We start from the raw sequence: 13,810 nt of genomic DNA on the forward strand, positions 1-13,810 counted from the left end.
CTTCCCGCCCTCAGGGCTGCTGCAGGCAGCGCGCCCACAGTCCGTCAAGCGCCCGGGCCAATGCGCCTCCCTGGCGGGGCACGGCCTGGCCCTCGCCCAGGTCTTCGACCAGGGTGTCCAGCGGCATGGCTTCGGTCAGCGTGCGCACGCCGCACTCCATGGCCAGGGCCGTGTCCAGGTAGGCCACGCGTGCGCCGGCCACGCTCCAGCGCGTGAGCTCGCGCACGCGGCCCACCTGGCCCAGCCGCAGGCGCATGGCCTCCATGCGCGCGGCCAATGAGCGGCGTATGCGCTCGCCCGCCTCGGGGCGGTCTTCCTCCAGTCGGCGCAGCGCCGCCTCCTGCTGCTCCAGGGTGCGGTCCATCGCCTGCAAGGCCGCCTCGCGGCCCAGCCGGGCCTCGTCGTAGCGCGGCAGAGCCGCGCGCAGCCGCACCAGCGTCCGCTCCCGCTCGCGCGCATAGACATGCCCGGCCGCGCGCCCGGCCTGCGCACAGGCCTGGGCTGCCAGCACCAGGCGCTGCGGCGCGGCCTCGGCACTGAGGCTTTGCGGGCGGAAGCTGCCGCACTCCTTCATGTCCCCCAGCACACGCAGATCCTCCAGGTGCCGCTGCCTGTGGTCGGCATCCCTTTGCGCCTCCTGCGCGTGGCGCCGCAGCATCTCCTGCCGCTGCCGCTCCAGCACGAGCAGCTCACGCCATTCGCCACGCAACCGCGCCTCGAACCGGGCCTGTTCGCTTTCGGCGGCGCGCTGCAGTGGCCCGACCTCCTGGCGCAGACTGGCCTGCAGGTAGTCACGCACGCCTGCGCGCTCGCAGGCGTACTCGACGATGCGCCCGCCGCTGCCGTCTCCCACGCTGCGCCAGCTGCTGCGCGCGCAGGCCGACCTGTCCTGCAGCACCTGCCCTATCGACACGCCCGAGGCGGCGCCCCAGGGCGCAGCCCGCACGGTCAGCACCTCGCCATCGTCACCGCCGCAACCGCCCAGCAGCAGGGCCAGGCCCGCAGGCAGCAGCCACACTCGTTGCCAGCGCATGGGCCCTCCTGTGCTTGTGATTTCTGGTTGAGTCTTTGATGTTAACTATCAATCACATCGGATATGTGATTTTTCACAATACTCACTGCACAATCAGACTTATCCCATAGCGTGCCCGCATGCAGGATGCGAAGCAGCGGTTTGCGCAGAAATTACGTGATTCCCTGGAGGCCCGTGGCTATGAAGCCAAGCCCTCGGTGCTGGAGCGCGAATTCAACACACGCTTCTGGGGCAAGCCCATGTCGCAGCACGGCGTGCGTCTGTGGCTGCTGGGCAAGACCATGCCCAACACCAAGAAACTTGCTGCGCTGGCCGACTGGTTGCAGGTGCCGCTGGAGGAGTTCCTGCGCGCGCCGCAGCCGGCGCGTGAGGTGCGTGAGCCCAAGGGCAGCTGGTCCGCCGGCCTGGGCTACGAGGACAACGAGCTGTTCAAGATCTACCTGCGCCTTCCCGTACCCAAGCGCCGCCTGGCGCGCGACGTGATCCTGGCCATCGCACGCGCCCATGAGGCCGAGGAAGCGGAACGCGCCGCAGGCTCGTAGCCGCGCGGCGCGTCGGTCATCCCTTGATACGGCTGCCGCGGGGCAGCACTGCATCGCTCCGCACGTGCATCAACCACCCATGGCACGCTGGCGTGCATCGCGCTGGGCAGGTGTTTCGTTGATCAGTTCATTGATCACTTCCTGCCGCGTCTTGCCGCCACCGGTCTGCGGTGCAGGCGCCGGGTAGACGCCGGCATTGAAGCGCGAGGTGCCGCCCTGGCGCACGGCCGCCTCGGCCTCGGCCGTCACCTGGGCGCGCGTCTTGCTGCTCTTGAAATGTTCGGGATGGACGACGGCACCCGCCTCGTTGTTGGCCGGGTGGATGTACCCGGCCGCCGATGCCATGCCCGGCAGCAGCAGCGCTGCCGATGCGACCAGGCCGGCGATCAGGGTAGCGGGGGTGAAACGGCGTTGCGACATGGTGTGTCCCTTTCAAAGAACGTTGGTGATTCGTTCTCCCCACGCCCCGCAAGGCGGAACGCCGGGGAGAGGACTCCAATGTAGAAATCGCCCCCCCACGCCACCCCCACAGGATGGTGACATTGCTGTCATACAACCGACACAGATGACCGCGATGACCGAGACACTGCGGCGCCTCGGCGCTCGTCAGCCCCGGTACTGCGCACGCGCGCGGCCGGGCGCCAGAGGGTCCAGGCGCACGTCCAGCAGGCCCTCGGCATCGCCCGCGATGCGCGCCAGCGTCTGGCCGAAGGGATCGGCGAACTGGCTGCCTCCGCTGAAAGCGTAGCTGTCGCCAGGGCCCACGCGGTTGGCCATGGCGATGTAGCACTGGTTGTCCATCGCACGCACGGGCACGGCGTGGCGATGGATGTGGCCGTGGGGGTGCATCATCCCGTCCATCAGCACGATCAGGTCCACGCCCTGCGCACCCAGCGCGCGGGCCGGTGCCGCAAACTCGATGTCGAAGCAGATCAGCAGTCCCAGCCGCAGGCCGCGCCATTCGCATGTGGGCCAGCGCTCACCTGCCTCGAACACGCCCTGGTCCGAGTCGTAGAGCATGGTCTTGCGGTAGTGCAGCAGCACCTGCCCGTCGGCATCGATCAGCAGGCCGGCATTGAAGCGGCGGCCCTGGTCTGCTTCGGCCAGGCCGATGGCGACAGCCACGCCGGCTTGCCGCGCGGCCTCGCGCAGCGCGGTGGCCGAGGGGCCGTCCAGCGGCTCGGCCAGCTGCGCCACGTTGTCGGGCCGGGGAAATCCGCTGATGCAGGTTTCGGGAAAGACCAGCAGGTCGGCCTGCCCCGCGCTGGCCCTGATCGTCTTCAGCGTCATCGCCAGGTTGCCGGCAATGTCGCCGTCACGCAGACGGGGCTGGATGATGCGGATGCGGTGCTCCGTCATGGTGTGCGCTCCTTGGGATGCAAAGGGTGGCTGTCCTGCCGCGGCTGGCAACGGGCGGCCTCCTCGGCCTGCAGATCCAGGTTGCGGGCCAGCACCCAGTAAAGGCTGCCGGCGACGAGAATGCCCGGCAGCCAGGCGAAGTCCACGCCGCCCAGCCGCTGCGCAGCCCAGCCGATGAAGACCGCATGGCCATCGGTGGCGTCGTGGATGTGCATGAACGGCACCATGGCCGCAAAGCCGCCCAGATAGGCGCAGATGCCGCGCCAGCCCCAGGCGCCGTAGATGCCCTGTGGCGTGAAGAAATCAGCGATGGCGTAGCGGCCCTTGCGCACCAGGAAGTAGTCCACGAGGTTGACCGCCGTCCACGGCACCAGGAAGTACAGCAGCAGCGCCAGGAAGGAATGCAGCAAAGCCACGCCGCTGCCCTGGATGGACAGCACGCACGCGAGGATGCCGACGCTGATCGCCGCGATGGCAAAAATACGGGCGGCGCGCGTGGGCCGCATGCCGCCCAGCGAATCCGCCGCCGTGAGCACGGTCAGCGCCGCGCTGTACGTGTTCAACGCGATGATGGGCAGGAAGGCCACGACGGCCAGGGCAGGCAGCAGCCGGTCCGCGCCCGGGAACAGGCCGGGGCCGATCCGTCCCAGCGCCGCCAGCGCGTCGCCGGCCTGCAGCCGCTGCGCCATCCACGCACCCAGCCCGATCATCCAGGCTCCGGACAGCGAGGCGCCCAGGAAGATGGCCGCGATCAGGCGCCGGGGCTCAGTGTGGCGCGGCAGGTAGCGCGAATAGTCGGACACATAGGGCGCATAGGAGATGTTGTAGCTGGCCGCGATGGTGAACTGCGCGGCAAAGGCGCTCCATGCGAATCCTGGCAATGGCTCCGACCGACCGTGCAAGGCGGGCTCGCCCACGCCTGCCAGCAACGCCAGCGTGGCCAGCGCATACAGGGGCAGCACCAGCACCAGTGCATGGCGGAAGGCCTTGTGCATCACATCGTGGCCGCAGACCGCCAGCAAGGCGCCTGCCGCCACGGCCACGCAGGCCGTGGGCGCTGGCGGCAGGCCGAACACGGCCTGCATGCCCTGCATGATGAGCGAGACGTTGACGACGTTGAACCCCGTGAACACCAGCAGCGTGGCGCACAGCGGCAGGGTGACGCCGCGAAAGCCGAACTGCGCGCGCGACTGGATCATCTGCGGCAGCCCCAGCTGCGGCCCCTGCGCGCCGTGCAACGCCATGAACAGCGTGCCGAACATGATGCCCAGCGTCCCGGCCAGGGCGCTCCAGGGCGCCGAGAGCCCCAGCGACGGGCCGACGAAGCCGATGGAAAGCGTGAAGAAGTGGAAGTTGCCCAGGAACCAGAACGGCCCCTGGTCGGCGAGCCGCGCGTGGCGCTCGCTGTCGGGAATGCAGTCGATGGACCGGCTCTCCACGGCGATGCGGGCACGGCCGTGCTGTCCGCTGGCGGGGCTGTTCATGGCCTTGTCCCTCCCGTTGTCCTTGCTGTTGTGGGACGAATTCTAGGCAGGGGCTCGCAGCCGCTCCATGCCAAATGCGCGAGGTTCACATCGATGAAAGAAGATGTGTGGCCCGGGATATCCCGGGCATGAAGAAACCCGCGGCAGCCAGGCTGCAGCGGGTTCCAAAGTGGCCGCCCGGGTGCTGCCCGGGCGCCGCGTCACACGGCAGGTGCCGGCGCGGCGGGCACGGGGTCTGTGCCGCTGGCCTCCGACGGATCGTTGCGATGCACCAGGCGGTACAGCAGCGGCAGCACCAGCAGGGTCAGCAGCGTGGATGACAGGATGCCGCCGATCACCACCGTGGCCAGCGGCCGCTGCACCTCGGCGCCCGTGCCCGTGGCAATGGCCATGGGCACGAAGCCCAGCGAGGCCACCAGGGCCGTCATCAGCACGGGGCGCAGCCGGGTGAGCGCGCCCTCGGTCACGGCGTCGGGCACGCTGGCGCCCTGTTCGCGCAAGGTTCTGATCCAGGAGATCATGACCAGGCCGTTGAGCACGGCCACGCCCGACAGCGCGATGAAGCCCACCGCCGCCGAGATGGACAGCGGTATGTCGCGCAGCCACAGCGCCAGGATGCCGCCCGTGAGCGCGAACGGAATGCCCGTGAAGACCACCAGCCCGTCGCGCACATTGCCGAACATGGCGAACAGCAGCACGAAGACCATCAGCAAGGCCACGGGCACCACGATCTGCAGGCGGCGCGTGGCCGACTCCAGGTTCTCGAAGGTGCCGCCCCAGCGCGTCCAGTAGCCGGGCGGCAGCGACAGGCCCTGCAGCTTCTGCTGTGCCTCGCCCACGAAGGAGCCCATGTCGCGCCCGCGCACATTGGCGCTGACCACGATGCGGCGCTTGCCGTCTTCGCGGCTGACCTGGTTGGGGCCGGGCGCGGTCTCGAACGTGGCCACGGCCGACAGCGGCACGAAGCCGATGCGCCCGTCCGCCCCGCGCGGCAGGGCGATGGGCAGGCGGCTCAGGGCCTGCAGGTCGTTGCGCACGGCGTCCGGCAGGCGCACCTGGATGTCGAAGCGCTTGTCGCCCTCGAACACCGTGCCGGCCTCGGTGCCGCCCATGGCGGTGCTGATGGCGTCCTGCACATCGCCCATGTTCAGGCCGTAGCGCGAGGCCTTTTCGCGGTCGATCTGCACGGTGAGCATGGGCAGGCCCGTGGTCTGCTCGACCTTGACCTCGGAGGCGCCCGCGATCTGCTGCAGCATGCCGGCCACGGTCTGGGCGCTTTTTTCCAGCACGGCCATGTCGTCGCCGAAGATCTTCACGGCCACGTCGCTGCGCACGCCCGAGATCAGCTCGTTGAAGCGCAGCTGGATCGGCTGGGAGAACTCGTAGTTGTTGCCCGGGATGCGGTCCACCGACGCCTGTACGGCGGCCAGCAGCTCATCGCGCGGGCGCGCCGGGTCGGGCCACTCGCTGCGGGCTTTCAGCATGATGTAGCCGTCGGAGATGTTGGGCGGCATGGGGTCGGAGGCGATCTCGGCCGTGCCGGTGCGCGCGAACACGCGGTCGATCTCGGGGAACTCCTTCTTGAGCGCCTTCTCGATCTGCATCTGCATTTGCAGCGACTGCGTGAGGCTGGTGCCGGGGATGCGCAGCGCCTGGATGGCGAAGTCCCCCTCGTTGAGGTTGGGCGCGAACTCGCTGCCCAGGCGCGTGGCCAGCAGCAGGCTCAGCGCCACGGCCACGGCGGCGGCCGTGAGCACCACGGCGGGCGCGGCCATGACGCGCGCCAGCACGGGCGCATAGCCGCGGCGTGCCCAGCCCATGAGGCGGTTTTCCTTCTCGGCCACCTTGTCGCCCATGAACAGCGCAATCGCCGCCGGGATGAAGGTGATGGACAGCAGCATGGCGCCGGCCAGCGCGATGACCACCGTGAGCGCCATGGGATGGAACATCTTCCCCTCCACACCCGTGAGCGCGAAGATGGGCAGGTAGACCACCATGATGATGAGCTGGCCAAACAGCAGCGGGCGGCGCGCCTCCTTCGCGGCGGCGAAGACTTCATGGAAGCGTTCGCTGCGCGTCAGCGACCGTCCTCGCGCCTCCTGCGCATGGGCCAGGCGGCGCACGCAGTTCTCCACGATGACCACGGCGCCGTCGATGATGATGCCGAAGTCCAGCGCCCCCAGGCTCATGAGGTTGGCGCTGACCTTGTAGTGCACCATGCCCGTGAAGGTGAACAGCATGGACAGCGGGATGATCAGCGCCGTGATCAGCGCCGCGCGCAGGTTGCCCAGGAACAGGAAGAGGATGACCACCACCAGGGCCGCGCCCTCCACCAGGTTCTTCTTGACCGTGGCGATGGCCTTGTCCACCAGGTTGGTGCGGTCGTAGACGGTGATGGCCTTGACGCCCGGGGGCAGGCCCCGGTTGATCTCGGCCATGCGCTGGTCCACGGCGCGCGAGACGGTGCGGCTGTTCTCGCCGATCAGCATGAACACCGTGCCCAGCACCACCTCGCGGCCGTTGTCGGTGGCCGCGCCCGTGCGCAGCTCCTGGCCCAGCCCCACCTCGGCCAGATCGCGGATGCGGATGGGCTGGCCCTGGGCCGAGCCCACGATGACCTCGCGGATGTCGGCGATGCCGCCGACCTGGCCCGGCGCGCGGATCAGGTACTGCTCGCCCTGGCGCTCGATGTAGCCGGCGCCCACGTTGGCGTTGTTGCGCTGCAGGGCGGTGACGATGTCGGCCAGCGTGAAGCCGTAGGCGGCCAGCTTCTCGGGCGCGGGCGCCACCAGGTACTCCTTGGCGTAGCCGCCGATGGAGTTGATCTCGGTGACGCCGGGCACGTTGCGCAGCTGCGGCTTGATGACCCAGTCCTGGATCTCGCGCAGGTCCATGGGCGTGTAGGGCGTGCCGTCGGGCTTTTTCGCACCGTCCTCGGCCTCCACGGTCCACAGGTAGATCTCGCCCAGGCCCGTGGAGATGGGGCCCAGCGTGGGCGTGATGCCCGCAGGCAGGCTGTCGCGCGCCTGCTGTATGCGCTCGCCCACCAGCTGCCGCGCGAAGTAGATGTCCGTGCCGTCCTTGAACACCACGGTGACCTGGGACAGGCCGTAGCGCGACAGCGAGCGCGTCTGCTCCAGGTGGGGCAGGCCGGCCATCACCGTCTCTATGGGATAGGTGACGCGCTGCTCGGTCTCCAGCGGCGAGTAGCCGCTGGCCTGGGTGTTGATCTGCACCTGGACATTGGTGATGTCGGGCACGGCGTCGATGGGCAGGCGCTGGTAGTTGTAGATGCCCAGGCCCGCCATGGCCAGCACGGCCAGCAGGACCAGCCAGCGCTGCTCTATGGCGAATCGGATGATGCGTTCAAACATGGAGTTCTCCGTTCATGGCCGCATCAATGGGAGTGCTCGGCCGTGGCCTTGCCCAGCTCGGCCTTGAGCATGAAGCTGCCCTCGGCCACGTAGGATTGGCCGGGTTTCAGGCCTTCCAGCACCTCGGTGGTCTTGCCGTCGGCGCGGCCCACGCGTACCGGCTGGGCGCGAAAGCCCCCCTGCACGGGCACGAAGACCACGGTCTGCTGCTCCATCTTCTGCAGTGCCTGCGTGGCCACGGCCAGCGGCGCCTGCCGGGACGATGCCGTCAGCTCCACATTCACGAACAGGCCCGGGCGCCACACGCCGTCGGGGTTGGGCAGGGTGATGCGCGCGGGGGCCGTGCGCGTGTCCTGGCCGATCAGTGCGCCCACATAGGCCACCTCGCCCGTGGCCGAGGAGTCGAAGGCCGTGGCGCGCACCGTGGCCTTCTCGCCCACGCGCACGGCGGGCAGGTCGGGCGCGGCCACGCGCATCTCGGCCCAGACGCTGCGCAGGTCGGAGATGGTGAAGACCTGGGTGGTGTCCTGCACGGCCTCGCCCACGGACAGGTGCTTTTCCACGATCACGCCGTCAAACGGCGCGCGCAGCTCGAAGCGGTTGAGCCCGCCCGCACCACCGCCGGCACCGGCGCCCGTGGCGGCCAGCTTCTGCTGGGCGTTGGAGACGGCGATCTCGGCCTCGCGCAGTGCCTGGCGCGCCTGCAGGTAGTCCTGCTCGGCCGAGACCTTCTCCTCCCACAGCTGCTTTTCACGTGCGTAGGTGGTGCGGGCCAGCTCCAGGCGCTTGCTGGCGGCCAGCAGTTCGCTGCGCTGCTCGGAGACGGCGGCGCTGCTGAGCACGGCCAGCAGCTGGCCCTTCTTCACGTTCTGGCCCAGGTTGGCGGGAACGCTCTCGGCAATGCCGGCCACGCGCGGCACGACGTGGGCCGTGCGGTCTTCGTTGAAGCGGATCTCCCCGGGCAGCTGCAGCACGGAGCGCACGGTGGCCGGGCCGGCCTCGGCCAGGCGCACGCCGGCCGCCTGCATGCGCTGGGCGTCCATGGCGATCAGGCCTTCGTCGTCGCCATGGCCGGCTTCGGCGGCGGCTGCGGGTTTGGCTGCGGGCCTGGCCTCGGCTTTTTCCGCCTTGGAATCTTCATGGTGCTCATCGTCGGCATGGCCTTCGTCGTGCTTGTGGCCATCGGCTGCGGCTGCGGCTGCAGCGCCGTGGTGCTCGCCATCGGCATGGCCTGCGGCCTCGCTGTGGCCGTGGCCATGGCTGTCGGCCTTGGCGGCACCTGGCGGGCCGCTGCGCAGGATCAGCGTGGCGGCCAGCGCACCCACGGCCAGGATGACGGCAATGGCCACGAGGGTGCGGCGCGGTGCCAGGGGGGAGGAGGAGGGCTTGTTGTTCATGGTCTGGATGCAATCAGGTGGCTATCGGGGTCAGAGGCCGGCTTCTGTGCCGAGCAGGCGGTCGATGTCGGCGGCGGCGCGGTGCGTGGCCAGCAGCTGGTCCAGGTACTGGCTGCGCGCCTCGGACCAGGTGCGCTGCGCGTCCAGCACGTCCAGGTAGGCGAACTTGCCCAGCGCAAAGCCGCGCGAGGCCAGCTCGTAGGCCGTGCGCGCCGTGGGCAGCACCTCCTCGGCCAGCTGGCGCGCCTGCTCGCGGCTGGACTGCAGCAGCTCGCGCGCCTCGAACAGCTGGGCCTGCAGCTGAACGCGCGTGGCCAGCAACTGCTCCTCGGCCTGGTCGGCCAGGCGCAGGGCCTGCAGCTGGTTGCCCCGGTTGCTGTCGAGCACGGGCAGGGGCACGGAGACGCCGACCACGAGCTGGTTGCGCCCGACCTCGGTGGCGCGCTTGACGCCCAGGCTGACGGTGGGATCGGGCAGGCGGCGCGCACGCTCCAGCTCGGCCGTGGCGCGGCTTTGCTCCAGCGCCTGGCGCGCACGCAGCACGGCGGGAGCCTGTTCGATGCGCTGCTGCAGGGCTGCCAGTTCCGGCAGCTGGGGCAGCGCGTCCACGGCGCCCTCGGCCTGGCCGAAGGGGCGCACGCTCTCGCCCCACAGCGCCTGCAGCTGGCCGCGCGCCACGCGCAGGGCAGAGCGGGCCCGGGCCTGCTCCAGCAGGGCGCCGGACTCGGCCACGCGGGCCCGGGTCTCCTCCAGCGGCGCCACCTTGCCGGCCGCCACGCGCCGGGCCGCCGCCTCGCGCGCGCTGCTGGCGATCTCCAGCGTCTGCCCGGCCAGGACCACGCGCTGCTGCGCGGCCAGCACGCCGAAAAAGGCCGCGCCCACATCGGCGCGCAGCGCGGCCTCGGTCCCTGCCAGTTCAGCGCGGGCCAGGTCGCGGCCGCGCTCGGCCACGCGCATGCGGGCCTCGCGCTTGCCGCCCACTTCCAGGGTCTGGTTCAGCTGCACGGTCAGCGTGCGGGTGCTGCGGCGCGTGTCCTCCTGCGACCAGGCCAGCTCGGGATTGGGCCGGGCCTGGCTTTGCAGCACGGCCCCCTCCGTGGCGGCCAGCGCCTGGCGGGCCGCGCGCAGGCCGGGATTGCCGTCCAGCGCCAGGGCCAGTGCCTGCTGCAGGTCCAGCGGCGGGCCATCAGGAAGGGATGCGCCTGCAAAGGCGGGTGGCGCCACGGAATCGGCCGGTGGCTCGGCGGCCTGCACGACGCCGCAGGCGGCCAGCGCCGCCAGCACCCACGGTGCGAAGGCTGTCCTCGACGGAAAGGACGAAGGAAAAGACATACACGGGCTCCTTGCCCGCAGCGCGGATCAGGCGTGATCGCTTGGTCGATCAGGCCCCACGCCACAGGGCGCGCACGGACGAGGGCCGCTGCGCGCGAAGGGATTTCTGGAAAATGCCGGCCCGGGGCGAAACAGGGCGATGAACGCCGAATGCCTGGCCGGCGGCTGCAGGAGCGTCAGCCCTGCCAGCGGGGCCGGTCGGGACGCAGCAGCACGGCCGAGGCATGCCGGCGCAGCGGCTCGGCGAATTGCGCGGGCGGCGGGGCCACCGGCGCCGCCTGCCAGTGCTGTGTGGCAGCGGCCACCCAGGCGTGGCACATGGAGCAGTCCACGCTGAGCGAGGACTGCAGGCCCTGGTCGGCCTTTTGCGCAGGCGGGCCGGACTCGGCATCCGTGCCCGTGCCCGCATGGCGCTCGGCGCCCATGCCGTGCAGGCTCACGCCATGGACATGGTGGCCGAAGTGCCGGGTCTCATGCCCGTCGTGGCGGCACAGCGCAGCGGCCGCCATCCAGGTCCACTGGAACAGCAGCGCGATCACGAGGATGGCAAGGGCGGCAAGACGGGGCCGGGTCATGGAAGAGGGCATGGCAGAAGTGCGGGATTGTCGGGCATGGCGTTTGACCCCAATCGCGACTGCCCCATGCCGGCGAGTCTAGGGCGGCGCAGCGACCCGGCGCTGTCGGGCACATGACAAATTTGTCATCTCCGAAAACCCTTGCCTGCCCCGACAATGCTCGGCATGAAAGTCCTGGTCATCGAAGACGAAACCAAGCTGGCCGACTACCTCCGCAAGGGCCTGACCGAGGAGGGGTTCGTGGTCGATGTCGCGCACAACGGCATCGACGGACTGCACCTGGCCACCGAGCTGGCCTACGACCTCATCGTGCTCGACGGCATGCTGCCCGGCATCGACGGCCTGGCCGTGCTGGCGGCGCTGCGCCAGTCGCGCCAGACACCGGTGCTGATGCTGACGGCGCGCGGCCAGGTGGAGGACCGCGTGCGCGGCCTGCAAGGCGGCGCCGACGACTACCTGGTCAAGCCCTTCGCGTTCTCCGAACTGGTGGCGCGCATGCATGTGCTGCTGCGCCGCAGTGTCGGCACGGCGCATCCGGCGGCCGAGGCCACCATGCTGCGCATGGCCGACCTGGAGCTGGACCTGATACGCCGCCGCGCCACGCGCGCCGGCCAGCGCCTGGACCTGACGGCCAAGGAATTCAACCTGCTGAGCCTGCTGCTGCGCCGCCAGGGCGAGGTGCTGTCGCGCACCGAGCTGGCCTCCCAGGTCTGGGACATGAATTTCGACAGCGAGACCAATGTGGTCGAGGTGGCCGTGCGCCGCCTGCGCCTGAAGCTGGACCAGCCCTTCGCGCAGCCCCTGCTGCACACGGTGCGCGGCATGGGCTATGTGCTGGAGTCGCGCGCACCGTGAGCGCCGCCCCTGCCGCACCTCCCGCCGCCGACATTCCCCATCTGGGCCGGCGCCTGTCGCGCTGGCTGGCCCTGCAGACCATGCTGGGCCTGGGCCTGGTGTGCGCGGCCGTCTACGGGGTGGCATCGATGACGCTGGAGCAGCACCAGCACGAGACGCTGGACCTCAAGCAGCAGGCCGTGCTGCACCTGATGACCGAAAGCCGCAGCGCCCACAACGAGGCCGGTCTGGCCCACATGCTGGACGACTTTCTCACGGGTCTGGACGAGATGTCGCTGCGCATCACCGACCTGCAGGGCCGCGTGCTCTACGAACGCCTGCGCACACCCAAGAATCCCGGCCGCACGCTGCAGCGCAGCTTCGAGGTCGTGCTGGCCGACTCCGGCCAGCAGGCCCGTGCCCAGCTCACGCTGGACCGGGCCGAAGACGACCGGCAACTGTCCCTGCTGGCCTGGACGCTGGCCCTGGCTGCCGTGGGCGGCGCGCTGCTGGTGTCGCTGACCGGCATCTGGCTGGTGCGCCTGGGCCTGGCGCCGCTGCGACAGCTGACCGAGCAGACGCGCAAGCTGTCGGCCCAGGACCTGCAGCGGCGCCTGGACGACAGCGGACAGCCGCAGGAGTTGCGGCCGCTGATCGCGCAATTCAACGCCTTGCTGGAACGGCTGGCCGTGGCCTACCGGCAGATGGAGGCCTTCAACGCCGACGTGGCCCATGAACTGAACACGCCGCTGACCACGCTGATCAGCAGCTGCGAGCTGGCCCTGCGCAAGCCTCGCAGCGAGGCCGAGCTGCGCGAGGTGCTGGCCTCCAACCTGGAGGACCTGCGGCGCATGGCCGGCATCGTGGCCGACATGCTGTTTCTCTCCCAGGCCGACCGGGGCCAGGGCGCGCGCCTGGCGCCCTGGGCCAGCCTGGCCGCGCTGGCCCATGAGGTCATCGACTTCCACGAGGCCGCGCTGCAGGAGGCCGACCTGCAGGTCGTCGTCCAGGGCGACGCGGCCGCCGAGGTCGATGCGCGGCTGCTGCGCCGGGCGCTGTCCAACCTGCTGGGCAATGCCACACGCTATGCACAGCGCGGCTCCACCATCACCGTGCAGATCGGCGCGCGGCCCTGTACCCACCACGGGGGCGCCGGCGATGTGGCGCTGGCGGTGCTCAACCGGGGCCCGGCCATCGATCCCGTCCACCTGCCGCGCCTGTTCGACCGCTTCTACCGCGCCGACGCCGCGCGCAGCCAGGCCGACCGCAACCATGGCCTGGGCCTGGCCATCGTGGCCGCCATCGCGCGCATGCACGGCGGGCGCTGCTTTGCCGAGTCCGAGGGCGGCTTCACGCGCATCGGCCTGGAGCTGCCCGACAGCCCGAGCCCGCCGCGCGATTCCCCGGCCTGAACACAGGCACCGGAGCGGCGGCACAATGGCGCCCCATGACGCAAGACGCCCCCTCATCCTACGCAACGCTGCTGGCCGAAGGCAATGCCCTGGTGGCCCAGGCGCAGCGGGCCGCCACCCAGGATTTCGCCCAGGCCCGGGCGCTGTGGCAGCAGGCCGGCAAGCATTTCTATCTGGCCCATAAGGCCGACCCGGACCAGGCGGAAGCCGCGTTTCGCCTGGCCCAGGCCTGGATGGCCGAAGCCCATGCGCTGCAAAAGGAAGACTCGCCAGACGCCGTGGTGATGTGGCGCAACGCCGCCGCGCAATGCGAGCTGGCGTTCGACCTGGAGCCCGAGAACGGCCGCCTGGCCATGACGGCCGCCAGCTGCCACATGTTCGGCGGCCAGCATGACGCGGCCAAGGCCTGGCAGCAGATCGGCCAGCATCTGCTGCCGCCGGCGCCCGAAGGCGACGGCGCCTGAAGCC

Annotated in this window: 12 protein-coding genes; 4 read left to right on the plus strand and 8 right to left on the minus strand. The window is 70.3% G+C overall.

The features are described 5' to 3' along the window. Positions 1-10 precede the first annotated feature (10 nt). Positions 11-1,033, minus strand: a complete 1,023-nt coding sequence (locus tag G4D77_RS13405) for a hypothetical protein (RefSeq protein ID WP_016451965.1) — start codon at positions 1,031-1,033, stop codon at positions 11-13. A gap of 119 nt (positions 1,034-1,152) precedes the next feature. Here G4D77_RS13405 and G4D77_RS13410 point away from each other — a divergent pair, with 119 nt between their 5' ends. After that, positions 1,153-1,575, plus strand: a complete 423-nt coding sequence (locus G4D77_RS13410; RefSeq protein WP_016446649.1) for a hypothetical protein — start codon at positions 1,153-1,155, stop codon at positions 1,573-1,575. A 69-nt stretch (positions 1,576-1,644) separates the two neighbouring features. Here G4D77_RS13410 and G4D77_RS13415 read toward each other — a convergent pair whose 3' ends face one another. From G4D77_RS13415 to G4D77_RS13445, 7 genes are all read right to left on the minus strand, one after another. Further along, positions 1,645-1,995 carry a DUF4148 domain-containing protein gene (locus G4D77_RS13415; RefSeq protein ID WP_016446650.1) on the minus strand — a complete coding sequence of 117 codons (351 nt, stop codon included), beginning with the start codon at positions 1,993-1,995 and terminating at the stop codon, positions 1,645-1,647. A gap of 186 nt (positions 1,996-2,181) precedes the next feature. Beyond that, positions 2,182-2,934, minus strand: coding sequence for a carbon-nitrogen hydrolase family protein (locus G4D77_RS13420; protein WP_016446651.1), 753 nt, complete (start codon positions 2,932-2,934; stop codon positions 2,182-2,184). Beyond that, a complete protein-coding gene (locus G4D77_RS13425) occupies positions 2,931-4,418 on the minus strand; it encodes a purine-cytosine permease family protein (protein WP_154835953.1) in 1,488 nt (495 codons plus the stop codon). The genes G4D77_RS13420 and G4D77_RS13425 overlap by 4 nt, the downstream gene beginning before the upstream one ends. A gap of 200 nt (positions 4,419-4,618) precedes the next feature. Then, entirely contained in the window at positions 4,619-7,792 is a 3,174-nt protein-coding gene (locus G4D77_RS13430; protein ID WP_154835955.1) for a CusA/CzcA family heavy metal efflux RND transporter, read from the minus strand. Positions 7,793-7,815: 23 nt separating this feature from the next. Beyond that, positions 7,816-9,189, minus strand: coding sequence for an efflux RND transporter periplasmic adaptor subunit (locus G4D77_RS13435; protein WP_154835957.1), 1,374 nt, complete (start codon positions 9,187-9,189; stop codon positions 7,816-7,818). A 30-nt stretch (positions 9,190-9,219) separates the two neighbouring features. After that, positions 9,220-10,521: a TolC family protein gene (locus G4D77_RS13440; RefSeq protein WP_154835959.1), complete on the minus strand. Its 1,302-nt coding sequence runs from the start codon at positions 10,519-10,521 to the stop codon at positions 9,220-9,222. 176 nt (positions 10,522-10,697) lie between these two features. Beyond that, complete coding sequence (locus G4D77_RS13445; RefSeq protein WP_223275155.1) at positions 10,698-11,108, minus strand: hypothetical protein; 411 nt, start codon at positions 11,106-11,108, stop codon at positions 10,698-10,700. Between the two features lie 153 nt (positions 11,109-11,261). On the opposite strand from G4D77_RS13445, the gene G4D77_RS13450 reads away from it, so the two are divergent. The 3 genes from G4D77_RS13450 to G4D77_RS13460 are packed head-to-tail and all read left to right on the plus strand — an operon-like array spanning position 11,262 to position 13,806. Next, positions 11,262-11,951 (plus strand): heavy metal response regulator transcription factor, encoded by a 690-nt coding sequence (locus G4D77_RS13450; RefSeq protein WP_070081018.1) that lies wholly within the window; start codon positions 11,262-11,264, stop codon positions 11,949-11,951. After that, positions 11,948-13,342, plus strand: coding sequence for a heavy metal sensor histidine kinase (locus G4D77_RS13455; protein WP_154835961.1), 1,395 nt, complete (start codon positions 11,948-11,950; stop codon positions 13,340-13,342). The genes G4D77_RS13450 and G4D77_RS13455 overlap by 4 nt, the downstream gene beginning before the upstream one ends. 35 nt (positions 13,343-13,377) lie before the next feature. Next, on the plus strand, positions 13,378-13,806 hold the full coding sequence (locus tag G4D77_RS13460) for a hypothetical protein (protein WP_043789224.1): 429 nt from the start codon (positions 13,378-13,380) through the stop codon (positions 13,804-13,806). The last annotated feature ends 4 nt before the right edge of the window (positions 13,807-13,810 follow it).

It is taken from the genome of Delftia sp. WY8, from assembly GCF_018437695.1.
Classification (GTDB): Bacteria; Pseudomonadota; Gammaproteobacteria; order Burkholderiales; family Burkholderiaceae_C; genus Comamonas; species Comamonas tsuruhatensis.

Excerpts from the sequence above, each read along its gene's own strand:
- G4D77_RS13445 (WP_223275155.1), bottom strand. The coding sequence starts at position 11,108 with ATGCCCTCTTCCATGACCCGGCCCCGTCTTGCCGCCCTTGCCATCCTC.
- G4D77_RS13410 (WP_016446649.1), top strand. The coding sequence starts at position 1,153 with ATGCAGGATGCGAAGCAGCGGTTTGCGCAGAAATTACGTGATTCCCTG.
- G4D77_RS13440 (WP_154835959.1), bottom strand. The coding sequence starts at position 10,521 with ATGTCTTTTCCTTCGTCCTTTCCGTCGAGGACAGCCTTCGCACCGTGG.
- G4D77_RS13430 (WP_154835955.1), bottom strand. The coding sequence starts at position 7,792 with ATGTTTGAACGCATCATCCGATTCGCCATAGAGCAGCGCTGGCTGGTC.
- G4D77_RS13425 (WP_154835953.1), bottom strand. The coding sequence starts at position 4,418 with ATGAACAGCCCCGCCAGCGGACAGCACGGCCGTGCCCGCATCGCCGTG.
- G4D77_RS13460 (WP_043789224.1), top strand. The coding sequence starts at position 13,378 with ATGACGCAAGACGCCCCCTCATCCTACGCAACGCTGCTGGCCGAAGGC.
- G4D77_RS13415 (WP_016446650.1), bottom strand. The coding sequence starts at position 1,995 with ATGTCGCAACGCCGTTTCACCCCCGCTACCCTGATCGCCGGCCTGGTC.
- G4D77_RS13450 (WP_070081018.1), top strand. The coding sequence starts at position 11,262 with ATGAAAGTCCTGGTCATCGAAGACGAAACCAAGCTGGCCGACTACCTC.
- G4D77_RS13420 (WP_016446651.1), bottom strand. The coding sequence starts at position 2,934 with ATGACGGAGCACCGCATCCGCATCATCCAGCCCCGTCTGCGTGACGGC.
- G4D77_RS13405 (WP_016451965.1), bottom strand. The coding sequence starts at position 1,033 with ATGCGCTGGCAACGAGTGTGGCTGCTGCCTGCGGGCCTGGCCCTGCTG.
- G4D77_RS13435 (WP_154835957.1), bottom strand. The coding sequence starts at position 9,189 with ATGAACAACAAGCCCTCCTCCTCCCCCCTGGCACCGCGCCGCACCCTC.